This is a genomic window from [Phormidium] sp. LEGE 05292, from assembly GCF_015207735.1.
In the GTDB taxonomy this organism is placed as follows: domain Bacteria; phylum Cyanobacteriota; class Cyanobacteriia; order Cyanobacteriales; family Aerosakkonemataceae; genus Floridanema.
The window spans coordinates 1-15,739 of record NZ_JADEWG010000021.1 but is presented as its reverse complement, the minus strand read 5'-3'; the positions used below and the strand labels follow the sequence as shown (position 1 = coordinate 15,739).

13 protein-coding genes are annotated in these 15,739 nt (G+C 38.2%); 7 read left to right on the top strand and 6 right to left on the bottom strand.

Going from position 1 to position 15,739, the window contains the following annotated elements; translation table 11 throughout:
* The first annotated feature begins 62 nt into the window (after nucleotides 1-62).
* A complete protein-coding gene (gene pgsA / locus IQ264_RS08555) occupies nucleotides 63-590 on the top strand; it encodes a CDP-diacylglycerol--glycerol-3-phosphate 3-phosphatidyltransferase (protein WP_193980332.1) in 528 nt (175 codons plus the stop codon).
* A gap of 100 nt (nucleotides 591-690) precedes the next feature.
* Here pgsA and IQ264_RS08550 read toward each other — a convergent pair whose 3' ends face one another.
* From IQ264_RS08550 to surE, 3 genes are all read right to left on the bottom strand, one after another.
* Nucleotides 691-1,110, bottom strand: a complete 420-nt coding sequence (locus IQ264_RS08550) for a hypothetical protein (RefSeq protein ID WP_193980331.1) — start codon at nucleotides 1,108-1,110, stop codon at nucleotides 691-693.
* 288 nt (nucleotides 1,111-1,398) lie between these two features.
* On the bottom strand, nucleotides 1,399-2,331 hold the full coding sequence (locus IQ264_RS08545; protein ID WP_193980330.1) for an NAD-dependent epimerase/dehydratase family protein: 933 nt from the start codon (nucleotides 2,329-2,331) through the stop codon (nucleotides 1,399-1,401).
* Nucleotides 2,332-2,407: 76 nt separating this feature from the next.
* Nucleotides 2,408-3,085: a 5'/3'-nucleotidase SurE gene (gene surE, locus IQ264_RS08540; RefSeq protein WP_193980329.1), complete on the bottom strand. Its 678-nt coding sequence runs from the start codon at nucleotides 3,083-3,085 to the stop codon at nucleotides 2,408-2,410.
* 364 nt (nucleotides 3,086-3,449) lie between these two features.
* Here surE and IQ264_RS08535 point away from each other — a divergent pair, with 364 nt between their 5' ends.
* The 3 genes from IQ264_RS08535 to IQ264_RS08525 all read left to right on the top strand — a co-directional run bounded on the left by IQ264_RS08535 (nucleotide 3,450) and on the right by IQ264_RS08525 (nucleotide 4,644).
* Nucleotides 3,450-3,692: a hypothetical protein gene (locus tag IQ264_RS08535; RefSeq protein ID WP_193980328.1), complete on the top strand. Its 243-nt coding sequence runs from the start codon at nucleotides 3,450-3,452 to the stop codon at nucleotides 3,690-3,692.
* A 408-nt stretch (nucleotides 3,693-4,100) separates the two neighbouring features.
* On the top strand, nucleotides 4,101-4,316 hold the full coding sequence (gene gvpA, locus IQ264_RS08530) for a gas vesicle structural protein GvpA (RefSeq protein WP_193980327.1): 216 nt from the start codon (nucleotides 4,101-4,103) through the stop codon (nucleotides 4,314-4,316).
* Nucleotides 4,317-4,365: 49 nt separating this feature from the next.
* Nucleotides 4,366-4,644 (top strand): hypothetical protein, encoded by a 279-nt coding sequence (locus IQ264_RS08525; RefSeq protein ID WP_193980326.1) that lies wholly within the window; start codon nucleotides 4,366-4,368, stop codon nucleotides 4,642-4,644.
* Nucleotides 4,645-5,379: 735 nt separating this feature from the next.
* On the opposite strand, the gene IQ264_RS08520 is transcribed toward IQ264_RS08525, so the two are convergent.
* The gene (locus IQ264_RS08520) at nucleotides 5,380-6,453 is read right to left on the bottom strand and encodes a putative bifunctional diguanylate cyclase/phosphodiesterase (protein WP_193980325.1); all 1,074 of its coding nucleotides are present in this window, start codon (nucleotides 6,451-6,453) and stop codon (nucleotides 5,380-5,382) included.
* Between the two features lie 361 nt (nucleotides 6,454-6,814).
* On the opposite strand from IQ264_RS08520, the gene IQ264_RS08515 reads away from it, so the two are divergent.
* Together IQ264_RS08515 and IQ264_RS08510 are read left to right on the top strand one after the other, a co-directional pair.
* Nucleotides 6,815-9,070 carry an ATP-binding protein gene (locus IQ264_RS08515; protein ID WP_193980324.1) on the top strand — a complete coding sequence of 752 codons (2,256 nt, stop codon included), beginning with the start codon at nucleotides 6,815-6,817 and terminating at the stop codon, nucleotides 9,068-9,070.
* A gap of 267 nt (nucleotides 9,071-9,337) precedes the next feature.
* Nucleotides 9,338-10,552: a response regulator gene (locus IQ264_RS08510; RefSeq protein WP_193980323.1), complete on the top strand. Its 1,215-nt coding sequence runs from the start codon at nucleotides 9,338-9,340 to the stop codon at nucleotides 10,550-10,552.
* A 50-nt stretch (nucleotides 10,553-10,602) separates the two neighbouring features.
* Here IQ264_RS08510 and IQ264_RS08505 read toward each other — a convergent pair whose 3' ends face one another.
* Together IQ264_RS08505 and IQ264_RS08500 are read right to left on the bottom strand one after the other, a co-directional pair.
* Nucleotides 10,603-10,989, bottom strand: coding sequence for a response regulator (locus IQ264_RS08505; protein WP_193980322.1), 387 nt, complete (start codon nucleotides 10,987-10,989; stop codon nucleotides 10,603-10,605).
* A 65-nt stretch (nucleotides 10,990-11,054) separates the two neighbouring features.
* On the bottom strand, nucleotides 11,055-12,650 hold the full coding sequence (locus IQ264_RS08500; protein ID WP_193980321.1) for a response regulator: 1,596 nt from the start codon (nucleotides 12,648-12,650) through the stop codon (nucleotides 11,055-11,057).
* Between the two features lie 454 nt (nucleotides 12,651-13,104).
* On the opposite strand from IQ264_RS08500, the gene IQ264_RS32850 reads away from it, so the two are divergent.
* Nucleotides 13,105-15,739, top strand: a 2,635-nt coding sequence (locus IQ264_RS32850; RefSeq protein WP_228061380.1) for a response regulator, incomplete at its 3' end; no start/stop codon positions are given.

Here is a 15,739-nt window from a genome sequence, read left to right as displayed (position 1 = left end):
CTCCACTGTTTATATCTCCTCACTGTTCTACTCAGAGCGAAGAATCTGCTATTAACTAATATATGACTATTCCGACCTGGATCACCCTGTCTCGTCTTTTGGGATTGCCCTTTCTACTCTATGGTTTACATTATCCAAGTACTTCAAGTCGTTGGGTATGTTTAGTAATCTTTCTTATAGCGGCTGGTACGGACTGGCTGGATGGCTATTTAGCCAGAAAACTTAACCAAGTGACGGATCTGGGCAAGTTTCTCGATCCTTTGGTGGATAAGTTGCTGGTTTTAGGGCCATTATTGGCGTTGATCGAATTAGGTCAAATACCTGCTTGGGGTGTGTTTTTAATTTTGGCTAGAGAGTTAGCGATCGCAGGTTGGCGCGTCAATCAAACTAAAATTTCTGGGGCGAATATTTGGGGAAAGCTTAAAACTGTTAGTCAAATTTTGGCGATCGCTCTTTTGATCGCACCTTTACCTGTAACTTGGCAAGTATATTCTGTAATTGCTTTTTGGATTTCTGTTGTTTTCACCTTAATTTCAGGCGTTATCTATGTTTTGCCACCAAATCCAAGTGGCAATGAATTTTCTCAGTAAAATTTTACATAGAAATTTAATAATTTATGCAAAACCCGGTTCCTTTATAATCATTTCACGGGAAAAGATCTCCAGAAACCGAGTTTTTTAGTTGGTGTTTTTAACGTCTAAAATCCATCGTGAACGGTTGATTGTCTAGTTTTCCACCACCAACAACAGACTGAATTTGACCGTTGCGGAAAGTGACGATTACAGTTCCCGAAGCATCTGCGTTACCAGAGTTAGTTAAGGTGATTAATAGCTGGTTTTGCGGGCCATTTACCCAGTTTCCACCAAAGTTAATTTGACTCCCGTTAGTGGTTCTCAATTGCAATCTTGCAGTGTTATCAGCTATTGTCTCTACTGTGACGCGATTGATTGTCTGTACCGGACGACCAACTATTGCTAATGTTCCCCTTCCTGTGGCGGTTGCTGCTTCTACAGATTGGGGAGTTGTGAGGACAATGGTAGCAGGTGCGATCGCAGTTATTCCCACCAACATAGATGCTGCTACAGCGCCAAGTTTGATATTCAATCCCATGATTTTCTTATTGTTTTAGAAACTCTCCAATTAAAGAATATCATTCACACCCTTTTGTTCCTTAAATCTGAGATCCCCCTAAATCCCCCTTACCAAGGGGGACTTAAAATAAATTCCCCTTTTTAAGGGGGAATTAAAAAAGTAAGATTTAAACTTAAAAAAATGGGACTTAAACCAGTTTCTTATTCCCCCCTTATTAAGGGGGGTTAGGGGGGATCGAGTATCTGTCACCAACTTTATTATATCCTGTAAAAAAGTAGAGACGTTGTATACAACGTCTCTACTTTTTTAGGCTTTTAGTATCTCATCATCTACAGAAAAATCTATTTCCGATTTATCTCTTCCAGAGACGAGAAAGTCATTTTCAAATGAATCTTTTAAACCAGAAACTAAATCATATTCTGGTTTCCAATTCAGTTCAGTCATTGCTTTATTAATTGAGGCGAAAAAGTGCTGAAGTCGTAATGGGAAACCTTTACGTTTGCCAAAGTCGAATTTTTTTGGGTCGTAATGGACAATTTGCAAAGAATCGGGTGATTTTCCGGCAGCAATTGCACAAGCACGGGCTAATCCGTCAAAGGTAACGTAACGTTCACCGGAGATATTGTACACTTGTCCGATCGCTTTTTCATTGCCTAAAACTGCTGCCATTGCATTTGCTAAATCCTGACAATGACCGAGTTGGGTAATGTGTAATCCGTTACCGGGAATCGGGATGGGTCGATCGCGCACTATGCGATCGAAAAACCATGCTTCTACATCATTATAATTCTGAGGGCCATAAATATAAGTGGGACGAATGGAGGTAAAAGGTAATCCTTTTTCTTGCAGATAAGCTTCGGTTTCAAACTTTCCTTTGTGGCGACTTTTCGGATCGATCGCATCTCCTTCAATATGAGGTAATTGATCGGTTTTGAGATAAACTCCCGCCGAACTCATATAGACAAAATGTTTAACTTTGCCGTGAAAAATATCAGCTAAAACTTGAGTATCGCTAAGTTCGCGTCCGTTGTTGTCAAAGATGGCATCAAACTTTTCATCAGCTAACTTTTCTTTGATTATGTCAGCATTAGTGCGATCGCCATTAATTTCTGCTATACCTTCTACTGGTGCGGGTTTATTGCCTCGATTAAATAATACAACTTCGTGACCTTGTTCCACCAAAATTTTCGTTAAATAAACTCCGATAAACCGAGTCCCACCCATAATTAAGATTCGCATTTTGTCTCGTTCCCAATTGTCAACTATCTGATTTTACTTCTGATTGACTTTGCTTTTTCAACAAACTTTAGTTATTTTACAACCTTAGTTGAGTGACGGCGATTTTACCAGAGAAGCAGACATCGACATCGCTGTTGGGAGTGCGGTCGCGATCGGCATATTTCCCATGATAATAAAAATCATCATTTTCAATCCGATAATTAACAGGTAAACGACCTTTACAAGGCTCACAAAATACAACTTCTGGGTCAGGTTCTCCCGGTAATAAATGCGGTAAATTTACATTCCAAAAACTCCCAGGTTCCAAAGGTCGATCGAACAAATCAGCTAATACATTCGCCGTCCATCTCGCCGCCGTATCCCAATCAACATTTAGCTTCCCTTTGCGATAGTGAGAAACCGCAATTCCCGGAATTCCGAGAATTGCTGCTTCCCTAACAGCAGCGACAGTCCCCGAAATATAAACATCAACCCCTAAATTGCCCCCAGCATTAATCCCTGAAAGCACCCATTTAGTATTAGGAACAAGGTGACTTAAAGCAATTCTTGTACAGTCAGCGGGAGTGCCACCAATGGCAAATTCTGTTTCCGAACGGCGCAAAACATTTATCGGGCGAGTGGTGGTAACTTGATGCCCACAACCTGATAAATGTTCTTTTGGAGCAACAATTATTCCTTTGCCGTTGACTGCTTTTCGTAATGCTTGAATGCCAGGGGCATCGATGCCGTCATCGTTCGTGAGAATTAGAGTCATTCGTTTTAAGAATGTATAAACAGATATCTTGCAGAATTATTATTATGCCTGACAATCTGCAAGAGCCTCTATCCGTAGGGTGCGTTAGTGCTAACGTAACGCACCGCACTATTCCACCATATTTAGTATCAATGCGTAAGTCCTGAGAATTATCATTATGGCGTTGATATCACATATCTGTCATCAGGGGCAACCTACACGGTTTAGTTTAGAAGCTTGTAAACGGTTGACAAACTGTTGGCAGGAGCTGTGCGTGCTCCTTAAGGCTCGATTAATAGATAACAAGCATCCATTGTAATTTTTGTCAACCTCTGTGACTGGACTGGTGCTGTAAGTACTGAGAGATATTTCCGACAAAACTTCCGTGAAAAGCCTGATACCGGATGAAGAAGGATTCTATTTCAAATATAAACAAAATGTGTTTTCAAGTGACTATGCGCTGCTGTCATTTGCCAATATTAGTAGTAAAAAATCAGCTTCAATCAACCGCCAATCTCAGTCAGAGATAGTAAAAAATGAAAAAACAGAGATTGGCTCCAGAAAGTCTTGGCTAAGAATCATCCGGTTTTTTTCAAATGCTAAATTTCCTAGAGAAGAAGAGACTTAGTTTTTGAGCATATTTAGTTTTTTACTAATCATTAAAATTTAATTTTACTAATTTCAATAGGTAGGCGTGTTGTTCATAAATCATTTAGATGTGGTTGGGTTATTCGCCCAAAATCTTGTATAAATAGCCATCCTAGATTAGTTGATCAATGTCAAATGGATAAGCAATGTATCAATAAATACGTAAAAATAAATTTACTTCATGTCACTAATAGTACGGAGAAAATCAAATTCTGTAACAGAAATACTAGCACGATTACAGTGTTTTAGTTTACATTTGTTATTGATAAAAAACGCTATAACCTCTTTACAAGCCCAAAAAAAATTGATAAATTCATATTGTCGGAAGCCCAGGCCAACGCAAGGCACCGATAACAACAAAAACAACAATGAGTAAAGGTATAAAACAATGGCTGTCGAAAAAACCAATTCTTCTTCTAGCTTAGCCGAAGTTATCGATCGCATTTTAGACAAAGGTATTGTTATTGACGCATGGGCTCGTGTATCGCTGGTTGGTATTGAATTGTTAGCGATCGAAGCTCGTGTGGTAATTGCTTCTGTGGAAACTTATTTGAAGTATGCTGAAGCTGTTGGTTTAACTCAATCAGCTGCAATGCCTGCATAAGACTATAGATAATTCTACAATCAACCGATTGGGAATTTAGGACATTTAAATGCTGGATAAACTTCTGCTTTTTAAAGCTTTCCTCGATTCGGAAGATGCCGTGTTACACGAGCGGGGAACAAAAAAAGCAGAAGTTTCATTTAACTACTTTTGCTCTCAAACAATGCACGAGCAAGAGTGGTTTATTCACGGATACTTAATTTTAACAGTTACAATTGAACGACGGATGACTAATGCTCAGGAGCAAAACCAACAGCTACGTCAATTCCGTCGGTATCTGTTTATTAGTATTTTTGGAACGGAGAGTTTTAGCCCTTCATCAAAATAGCCAACTACGGCTTCATCTTGAGCTAAAAAATAGAATCCCCCAGTCAAAAGAGCTGTTTCTGCTCTTTCGACTGGGGGATAAATCATTAAAAACAACAAATGAGTTCTAGGTTTTTAACTGTGACATTCTCTGCGGCTGCTGAGTACCTAAAACTCAGAAAAGCACCAGAGTTCCCACCTCACGGATATGGGCTTCCTGCTAAATAGGGCTACATACTTCTTTACCCTCACAGGCAGATGCGATTAGTCTCACCGCCATCTAAAACTGTCAAAAAATCTTGGAGTTAAGTAGGTAGGCCGGAAAAATTATCGTCTTCGACAAGGCAGAAGGGAAGAGGGTTTCCGCCAAATTTACTTTCCGTTACAGACTTCTGTTAGTTTGCGCCTTCCTACTTAGGAATCATATAACTATTTCTATATAATAGCATAATAGTTGATAATTTGCCTACCACTTGAAAATATTCATAAAGTTTTCCTTTTGTGAGATAAATATCAATAATTGATTAGTTCTGATTGTACATACTCAAGAATACATTTGATTTCCGAAAGAAACCTCAGAAAATTTTCTAGATAACTGCTAATTTCCTAAATTAAGGTTCAGGAGATTTAGTCAAAAGTTTCGTCAATTAGTGTACTTTGCCCCTGATAACAGCTTTGCTAGATCTACTCCAGCCTCAGTAGAGTTCCCTGCAAGATGCCTTTGACCCCCTTTCACTAAATCTGCGTAAGAACCCATCTAGATAGCAGTTGTAATGGGAAAATCACAATTTTCATCTCCTTTCAAAGACTGATAAATTAACATACTGGCTATCTCTTGTTCTACGGGTTTTGAGAAGAAATATCCCTGCATTTTTTGGCAACCCAATGCTTTAATAAAGGCTAAATCTTCCAAGGTTTCTACTCCTTCGGCAATCACGTCCAAGCCTAATTTCTTAGCTAAAATTAAAATAGTTTCACTAATATCCCATTTCTTTTCAAGTACAAAAGAGCGATCGATCTTTAAAGCATCGATCGGCAGGTCTTTTAAACGTCCCAGTGCCGAATAACCCGTACCGAAGTCATCTACATAGAACTGAACACCTAATGCTTGAAGCTGATTAAAAATGGCGATCGCTTCTTGCAGATTCTCAATTAAAGAACTTTCTGTTATTTCTAATTTCAAGCTATCTGGTGCAATATCAACCGTCTGAAGAATGCTTTGAATCTTCTCTACTAAATTAGGCTGAATTAGCTGTAAAGTGGAAAAATTAACACTCATGGTGAGTGGAGGATCGTTAGGAAATTGCTGCTGCCATTTGTGCAACTGATAGCAAGCTTGCTCAATACTCCAAAGTCCGAGTTTGTGGATTAATCCGGTTTTTTCGGCTAAGGGAATAAATTTTGTAGGAGAGATCAAACCTTTAACAGGATGTTGCCAGCGAGAAAGTGCTTCAAAGCCAATGATTTTGTTAGTTTCGAGCGAAACAATTGGTTGATAATAAAGTCGAAACTCCTGATTTTTCAATGCCGAATGCAGGTCATTTTCTAGCTGTAATTGCTCGATATCTGCATCAGATAAAATAGCCATTGCCACAGAAGATTCGCGATCGATCGCATTTGCTAACCGCACTAAGCGGTCTGTATTATGAATCGCTATATCCAACAATCGTAAACCATCTTCAGACAGCGAACCGAGATATCCATTATTCAAAAGCCCTAATACTGCTCGAATTGAAGTCAGTGGTGTTCGCAGTTCGTGACTAACCAGCGATGAAAAATTAGCCAACTGTTCGGTAAGTCGTAAATCAGAATTATCTTGATTAACGTTCATTTGTCATATTTCCTAATCGAGATAAAGTTTAAGTCTTATCAAGTCTTTTAGCGATGAAAAAAATGAGGCTTGAGACAACATTTTTCTATTACTAAGTTGACTTCCTGAATTTCATAGTACGTTTCAAATGTGTCAACTACGTGACACGAAGCTTTTCGACTCTTTTGTACTTATGGTGAAACACTTGGTTTTAGGGACTGGGATTTCTCGTAAATCAAGCATTCTAGAAACGAATCAGGTTTACTTATCACCATAAATACAAGAGAGGCACTTAAGCGAGCAGTATTGAAACCTTTCACAGGCTTGCCACATTTCTCTTTTACCTTGTAAGAAGGCTAATTATCTTCGTTCCCAAAAAACTATGAAATCCAAACGCCACTCACATAAAAGCAGTTTATTTTCTCAATTACTTGCAGGTTTTGCGATTTCACTGACTACAGTAGGATTGACAACACTATCGCTCAACTATCTTTCAGTGGCATCTAACCTAGAACATGAAGTGCAAGAGCGAGCAGAAGCTATTGCCCGATCGATAGATTTCGCTAACAAAGGACTCCTAGAAACTGGGAATATACGCGCCTTAAAACAAATTGTGCAAAAGTATGCTACTTTCCCGGAAGTTGTAGAAGTTTTGATTATCGATCCCAATGGAAATACATTAGCTCATACCAATTCTGAGGAACAGTCTCAATCATATAAATCGACCCATCCCGAATTAATCAGCATCATACAACAAATCATGCAGACAGGGGTAGAAGCGCATCACTTCATGAGAATGCACAATAAACCCGTGATTGTCTATCTCTCACCATTTCAAAGTGAATTATTTAACATCTCCAAACAGCATGGATTAGTCCTAGTAGTGATTGATAGGGAAATCGAGCAACAAAAAGCCCAACAGATTTTTTGGCAGTCTACTGCAACTATGGGAACAGGGTTTTTGCTGATTATCGGTATTATGGGGTTTGTGGTGCGAAAAATTGTTCTCAAACCGCTCGATCGCTTAAATAAAGCAGTACTTATAAGTAATAAAACCAAGAAATTCTCTTTACCTACTCACTTACCTAACAGTGAAATCAAATTTCTCGCAGACACATTTGACACTATCTTTCACCAACAGCAACAGATAGAAATGGTATTAAATGAACGAGCCGAACTCCTTCGTAAACAAAATATACTGTTAAGTAATCTGGCTAAACATCGAGCAATTATTGACGGTAATTTACAGGAATTTGCTCAAGAAATTACGCTAATCATTGCTCATCTTTTGAATGTAGAACGGGCGAGTGTGTGGCTATATGATTCTCACGATAATTATCTGGTTTGTCTAAATTTGTTTGAACCAATTTCTCAAGGACATAGTGCAGGAGCTAAACTAAATCTTGCTGATTATCCGGCTTATTTTAAAGCGATCGATACAGAAGATTTAATCTCTGCCTATGATGCTCACCACGATCCTCGCACCTCAGAATTTTCTCAGACTTACTTAACTCCATTAAATATTCGCTCTATGTTGGATGTACCAATACGTTTAAAAGGAAAAACCGTTGGTGTACTCTGTGTTGAAAAAGTTGCAGTTTGTCGCCTCTGGAGTGCTGAAGACGAAAACTTTCTGCGTTCGATCGCAGAATTATTTGCCCTAGCAATTGAAGCACGCGATCGACAACTCGCAGAACAGGCATTAAAGCAAAGTGAAATACTTCTCAGACAACAAGCAAAGGAATTAGAAACTACTTTACAAGAACTGAAGCTAACTCAATCTCAGATGATTCAAAATGAAAAAATGTCAAGTTTGGGACAGATGGTGGCTGGAGTTGCTCATGAAATTAATAACCCAGTTAATTTTATTTATGGTAACATTACTCATGTTAATCAATACTTTCGAGATTTGTGGAATATTTTGCAACTTTACCAGCGAGTTTATCCCATCCCGACACAGGAATTTCAAGCGGGAATAGAAGAGATTGATTTAGATTTTTTAGCTGAAGATTTACCCAAGGTTTTATCTTCTATGAAAGTTGGCATAGAAAGGATTGGGGAAATTGTGCGATCGCTCAGAATTTTTTCCCGTCTAGACGAAGCTGAATTTAAAGAAGCCGATCTCCATCAAGGAATAGATAGCACATTAATGATTTTAGAGCATCGATTGCAAACTAACTCAGAGCGATCGCAGATAAAAATTGTTAAAAACTACAGCCATATTCCGCAAATAGAATGCTATCCAGGGCAACTAAATCAGGTATTACTGAATATTATTAATAATAGCATTGATGCCTTAGAAGAAAAGATGGAAATATTAAAAATTCAACAGAAAAAGTCTTTATCTCAGTTCACACCCACTATTGTAATTACCACAGAATCAATTAACTATTACTGGATTAGAATTCGGATTGTAGATAATGGTTTAGGAATCAGCCAGGAAGTACAATCAAAGTTATTCGATCCATTTTTTACCACCAAACCAGTCGGTAAAGGTACAGGCTTAGGATTATCAATAAGTTATCAAATTATTGTAGAAAAGCATAATGGTAAACTCTACTATTCCTCAGAAGTAGGAAAGGGTACAGAATTTGCGATCGAGATTCCTGTTTGTCAAAATAGCTGCAAAGCAGCCTGACAGATAAACTGTCACAAGATTTTCACGTTTCATATTTTATATTTAAGACATGAGCTAGAGAATTGTCATAAATTCTCAGCTCTAAGGGTGCATCTACTATTTACGGATTAAGGGGCTTGAGCCCCTTGTCTGTAAATTATTTATCATCTACTACTAGGAGAATCAATTCTACCGTTGGAACTGTTAACTTCTACAACTAATAAACCGTCAGCAACTAAAAGTTGTTATTTTTTGTTCAATTCAGTTTAAATCGCCAAATAAGGAACCATGTCTACAGAGATAACCGTAAGCACTAAAATTATCCATGATTTGCAGAAATTGCAGCAGCAAAGAGCAACAGGTGAATTAGTTATTACCAGTAATCAATCAGCATCCCAATGGCAGCTTTACTTCTATTTAGGACGACTTGTGTTTGCCACTGGAGGTGTTCATCCTGTAAGACAATGGTATCGTGTATTTCGCCATCACTGCCCTGATAGCTATAAATCTGGTTGGTTAACTAAGGTAAAACCTACAAGTAAACTATGGCAAGCTGATATATTAAATCAGGCAATTCAACAAGGGCAAATTACCACAGTTCAAGCCAAAGCTGTAGTACAAAGCATTATTCAAGAAGTAGTCTTTGGTTTTGTGGAACAAAAAAGTTTAGAAATTAGCTGGCAACCTAGTCAACCGATCGCCCAACAAACAGCATTTCTTTCTGTCGAGCAAATCATTCAAGAAGCCCAAAAACTTCGCCAAGAGTGGCGTTCTGCGGGATTAGGACATCTGCAAGAATTTGTACCTCAATTCTCCCCCGATCTAGCTCCAATTATTAAAGATCCTACTCTATTGGCAGCGAAAACTTCTTCCAGCGTTAATGCTAACCTGACTAAATTAATGCAGGGGAAAAGAACTTTATGGGATGTAGCATTAACAATGAATCGACCACTGTATACAGTAATTCGATCGCTCTTACCCCTGATTCGCCAAGGGATTATTGAATTAAAAGAAATTTCTGACTTACCATTTCCTTATCCAGCGATCGCGGAACGTAAATTCTCATTCACCTCCAACAAGAAAAGCTTAATTGCTTGCATTGATGATTCTCCGATTATTTGTCAAACACTTAAACAAATTTTACAACCTGTAGGCTATGAAGTACTATCTATTCTTAACCCATTAGAAGGATTTGTGACATTATTGGACAATAAACCCGATCTAATTTTTCTTGATTTAATTATGCCCCATACAAATGGCTATGAACTCTGTACCTTTCTCCGCAAAACTTCAGTATTTCAGGATACACCAATCATAATTTTAACTGGACAGGATACTATGATCGATCGAATTCGAGCAAGGATGGTAGGTGCTTCCGAATTTTTAGCAAAACCCCCCGAAAAAACTAAAGTTCTGCAAGTTGTCCAAAAGTATCTGGAAGAGAACAAAACAAAACCAGCAAACATTCCTATTAATGCTTCTTTTCTCTCCAGCCTTGCATAATGGCAAGTAAAAGGCAGAGCAAAAGCATTCTAAAATCTAAAATCTAAAGATTAGTTAATAATTTTCCATCCCACCGCCGTTTCAATTTGATCTGCCAATATACCCGGATCAAAAGGCTTAATCATCACCGCCTTGGCTCCTAGTAGTGCATATTGCTGCTTAGTAGCAACTTTCACTGTAGCAGTTAGCAAGATCACTGGAATCTGCTGAGTAAACGGATTTTCCTTTAGAAGTTTCAGGGTTGTTAACCCATCCATTTCTGGCATAATAATATCGAGCAAAATCACATCGGGTTGTTTGTCGATCGCGATCGCCAATCCTTCCTTACCAGATCCCGCCCCTTCTACATTCCAACTTCTAGTTAACTGCAAACTCATTTTCGCAATTTCGCGGATATCACTTTCATCATCAATAATCAAAACATTTTTAGTTGCCATACACACCAATTGTTTGAACTTGTTATGTTTTTCAACTATCTATATCTTCTCATATTAATATTGCTCTAAATTCTGTTTTCCTCAGAGTTTCCCAACATTCTTAAAAGACGATTACGTTCTAATCGATTAAAGATGCGTGTCACTACTTCTGCTTCCGTAAAAGGCTTGGCAAGATAATCATCAGCCCCAGCACCGTAAAGCTGATGAATCGTTTCTGCATCTCTACAAGCAGACAAAAACAAAATCGGTAGCCCATCCCAAGTTCGATCGCGCCGAATCATTTCACATATTTCAATTCCATTGATACCAGGCATTTCTACATCCAAAATCAGCAAATCAGGAGTATTCGTTTCTAACAACTCCATTACCTGACGGGAATCATTCAAAATATTGAGATAAATTCCCCATTTAGGAAGAAACAGGTTAAGGGTTTCTAGCACCGCAGAATCATCATCTACAGCCAGCACCACAATCTTCGTATTTAGCAATTGGCAACATTTTTCGTTATTAGTTATCCATGAAGGTAAGGAACTTTTCTCTACCTGATTTTTCTTTACCTCTAAGAGATCAAAAAGCAAATCTGGGTCTAGATCGTCCAATAAATTAGAAGCAGGATCAAGTTCCTGATGTAGCCTAATCACCAAGGACTTGAACACCGCAAATTCTGTTATCTGGTTAGTATTTTGCAACCAATGTTCAATTTCCCGACTTAAATCTGAACCTTTAAGAAAGCCAAACATTCCCAAAGAACCAGCGAGTTTGTGTGCCGCATTTTTTGCTTCATTATGTAACTCTTGAGACAAATTACCAGATTGCAGTGCTAAAACAGTTCGATCGAGCACTGCTAACCTTTCTAAAGACGGCTCTCTGAACTGCTCCCAAAGAGCGATCGCCGCCTTTCTTGCCTGATTAGCCATCACCGCCGAAGTGCTAATTGGCACATTTTTCGCGGATTTTTGGCTGACTGCTGCATCCTTCAAATCTTCATCAGTTAGAGGTTTCAGGCGGTAGCCCATTCCGTACACCGTATCAATTATTTCTTGGATACCCGCCAATTTGAGCTTACGTCGTAATCTTTTAATATGAGTTCTAACTGTTTCCTCACCAGGAGTATCTTCAAAACTCCACAAATGCTCCAAAATCAAACTACTGCTAAACACCCGTTGCGGATTACGGAGAAACAGTTCCAGCAACGAATACTCCTTTGCCGAAAGAGATACTTCCTCTCCTTGGAAAGTCACCTGGCAAGTACTGGGATTTAAACACAAACTTCCCCATTCCAACAAAGGCGTACTTGATGAATGTTGGCGACGAAGCAACGCTCGCATTCTCGCACTCAGTTCCTCAACACTGCAAGGCTTAACAACATAATCATCGGCTCCAGCATCTAAACCGATAACTTTATCTATATTTCCTCCTTTAGCTGTGAGTAACAAAATTGGTTCCTTATAACCGTTTTGACGTAGCCTTTGGCACAGGCGAATTCCATCTAATTTTGGCAGATTTATATCTAACACAATTAAGTCATAAACAACAGCTTGGGCAAAATCCCAACCTTTCTCTCCATCCGTAGCAATATCCACTGCATAATGCTGTTCTGTTAGATTCTTTGCCAGCATTTGCACCAGTAATTCATCATCGTCAACTAACAAAATTCTCATTTTTATAATACGAGTTAATTAAGGTGATGTATTTTAAATAACTTGAGGTGATAGTTTGCACCACTATATTTATAATGCCCTGTTTTTTTAGAAATGGCTAAGGAGATATTCAGGTAAAGATGTAAATACGAATCTTTAAATCCAAAGCAATCTAATTTGATCCCACGCTGATAAAAAAAGGATACGTAATTTATCCCGTTCTTATTACTTTTGGTATAAAATTTTATGTGATAGTGCGTAAATATACTGCTTAGAATCAAAATATTAATGGACTGATATTTTACGCTTTGTCTTGAAAATAAATTAATTTTGCAAATAGTTTATAAGTCTCTTACTTTTTTACTACATAATAAGATTAATCCCCGATCAAAGAGAAGAGAGAAGGATAACAATCCAACGCTTTTAATCCAAAAAACTAAGCGTATGGAGAATTATTATAATCAGTTTAATCTCAATGAGTAGAGAACAGTTAAAATCAAAACCTAAAATTCTTGTTGTTGATGATAGTTCCGATAGCTTACGGTTATTATTCCAGCTTTTATCTGAGCAAGGCTATGAAGTATGTTTAGCAACAGATGGTTCAGAAGCATTAGAGACAACATACAAGCTCCTACCCGATCTAATTTTGTTGGATATCAAGACCCCAATAATAAACGGGTATGAAATCTGTAAAACACTTAAGTCTAATGAGCAAACTTGCAACATTCCAGTAATTTTTGCCAGTGCTTTATCAGAAGTAACAGATAAAGTTTTTGCGTTTGCTGTGGGAGCAGCAGACTTTATTACTAAACCATATTCAGTACAAGAAATACTGGTTCGCATTGAGTACCAATTGAAGATGGCGAAATTGCAAAAAGAACTGATTGAGCGGAATCAATTTTTGGAACAGAAAATTGTTGAGTACAAACGAATTGAGCAAGATTTATATAAAACAACCCCTCGATTAACAACACTAATTGAAAATCTGCAAGCTGGTGTTTTGCTTGAAGATGAAAATCGACGAATTGTTCTAGTTAATCAAAAATTTTGCGACCAATTTAACATTCCTGTTTCGCCAGAGTTTCTCATTGGTGCTGACTGTTCCCAAGCAGCAGAACAGAGCAAAATATTATTTAGGAAACCCGATCGATTTGTCCAGCGGGTTGAACAAATATTAGCTGAAAAACAGGTTGTTGTAAATGAAAATATTTTTTTAGCAGATGGTCGAATCTTTGAAAGAGATTATATTCCGATTTTCTACGAACAAGACTACCAAGGACACCTATGGAAATATCGTGATATTACAGCACGGAAAACCGGGGAACTTCAGCTATTCAAACAATCGCAAGCCTTGACAGCTTTTAGTAATAGTTTGAAACAGTTGCATCGGTTAAATATGACAAATTTTGATAGCATGGAATCACTACTTGCTGATTATATCCAAACCGGATGTGAAGTACTTAATTTTTCAGCGGGTGCAGTTGGTCAAGTAGAAAATGATAGCTATACTTTTTTAGCAATCAAATCAAAAATTGAAAGCTTAGTTCCCAACTTAACAATTAAATTGTCAGATTCGTACTGCGGTAAAGTAGTGGAAAACCGTCAAACCATCTGTTTTATTCATGTTGGTGAAATGCAGGAAATGCGATCGCACCCACTATATAAAAAGTTAAAAATAGAATCTTATATTGGTACACCTATTTTTGTTAAAGGAGAACTATACGGTACTCTTTGTTTCTTTTCTAATGAGCCAAGACCTAACGGATTTGAAAATCATGAAAAAGAAATTATTGAGCTAATGGCTCAAAGCATTTCAAAATTTATCAGCGCCCGTCAAACAGAAGCAGAATTACACATCCTCTTTTCCGCGATGACCGATATTGTCATTGTTAGGGATGTGAACGGACGATGCCTAAAAATTGCTTCACCCAGTCCTTACTTGTATAAATCAGCTGAGGAAATGATCGGTAAAACATTACATGAAACATTACCATTTTCTGTTGCCAATCTCTTGCTTGACGGAATTCATGCCAGTCTAAATAATCAGCAGACGATCGACCTAGAATATAGTCTACCGATTCGGGGGCGTGATATGTGGTTATCTGCCCGGATTTCTCCCCTCTCGGAAGACTCCGTAATTATCGTGGCACGGGACATTACTACACGCAAGGAAATTGAGGAAACTTTGCGACACAGTGAAGCGCATAATCGAGCATTGTTAGAGGCAATTCCTGACTTATTAATTCGGGTAAATAGAGAGGGTTACTATCTAGACCGTGTTGCGCCACCAGAGTTTAAAGCAGCATTTGGTAGCGATATTATAGGTAAGCATTTGTCACAAGTCTTGCCACCAGAATTAGCAGAACGTCAACTACATTTTATTCAAAAAGCTTTGTTAACAAATGAATTACAAGTATTTGAGCAGGAATTTGAAATTAACGGGAAAATCTTATCTGAGGAAGTACGAATTTCTGTAGTTGGTACTAATGAAGTATTGTTAATTGTGCGGGATATTAGCGATCGCAAACGCATAGAAAAAGAACGCCAACGGGCAGAACACGCTCTTGCCAAAGCTAAGGAGGCAGCCGAAATAGCCAATCGGACTAAAAGTGAATTCCTCGCCAACATGAGCCACGAACTGCGAACGCCCCTTAATGCCATCCTGGGTTTTACTCAACTGATGATGAAGGACTGTTCTTTAGAAAATTCTGTCAAAGAATACATAGAAATCATTAATCGTAGTGGTGAACATTTATTGAATTTGATTAATGATGTTCTGGAAATGTCCAAAATTGAAGCAGGTAGAAGTTCTTTAAACCAGAATGAATTTAATTTGCCTGACTTAGTAAAAAGTCTCGCAGAAATGCTGCGCCTGAAAGCAGAATCTAAAGGATTACAGCTAATTTTTGATTGCGACCCTAATGTTCCTTTATATGTAAAAACCGATGAAGGCAAACTGAGGCAAGTTTTAATCAACTTGCTAGGCAATGCAATTAAATTTACCAGCGAAGGAGGGGTAACTTTGCGTGTAAGGAGTGAGGGGAAAAAGGAGATGGGGAGATGGGGAGATGGGGAGAATTATTCTTCCACTCCTCTCCCCACCTCCCTAC

Excerpts from the sequence above, each read along its gene's own strand:
- IQ264_RS08545 (WP_193980330.1), bottom strand. The coding sequence starts at position 2,331 with ATGCGAATCTTAATTATGGGTGGGACTCGGTTTATCGGAGTTTATTTA.
- IQ264_RS08510 (WP_193980323.1), top strand. The coding sequence starts at position 9,338 with ATGTCTACAGAGATAACCGTAAGCACTAAAATTATCCATGATTTGCAG.
- IQ264_RS08505 (WP_193980322.1), bottom strand. The coding sequence starts at position 10,989 with ATGGCAACTAAAAATGTTTTGATTATTGATGATGAAAGTGATATCCGC.
- IQ264_RS08550 (WP_193980331.1), bottom strand. The coding sequence starts at position 1,110 with ATGGGATTGAATATCAAACTTGGCGCTGTAGCAGCATCTATGTTGGTG.
- IQ264_RS08520 (WP_193980325.1), bottom strand. The coding sequence starts at position 6,453 with ATGAACGTTAATCAAGATAATTCTGATTTACGACTTACCGAACAGTTG.
- IQ264_RS08515 (WP_193980324.1), top strand. The coding sequence starts at position 6,815 with ATGAAATCCAAACGCCACTCACATAAAAGCAGTTTATTTTCTCAATTA.
- surE (WP_193980329.1), bottom strand. The coding sequence starts at position 3,085 with ATGACTCTAATTCTCACGAACGATGACGGCATCGATGCCCCTGGCATT.
- pgsA (WP_193980332.1), top strand. The coding sequence starts at position 63 with ATGACTATTCCGACCTGGATCACCCTGTCTCGTCTTTTGGGATTGCCC.
- IQ264_RS08500 (WP_193980321.1), bottom strand. The coding sequence starts at position 12,650 with ATGAGAATTTTGTTAGTTGACGATGATGAATTACTGGTGCAAATGCTG.
- gvpA (WP_193980327.1), top strand. The coding sequence starts at position 4,101 with ATGGCTGTCGAAAAAACCAATTCTTCTTCTAGCTTAGCCGAAGTTATC.
- IQ264_RS08525 (WP_193980326.1), top strand. The coding sequence starts at position 4,366 with ATGCTGGATAAACTTCTGCTTTTTAAAGCTTTCCTCGATTCGGAAGAT.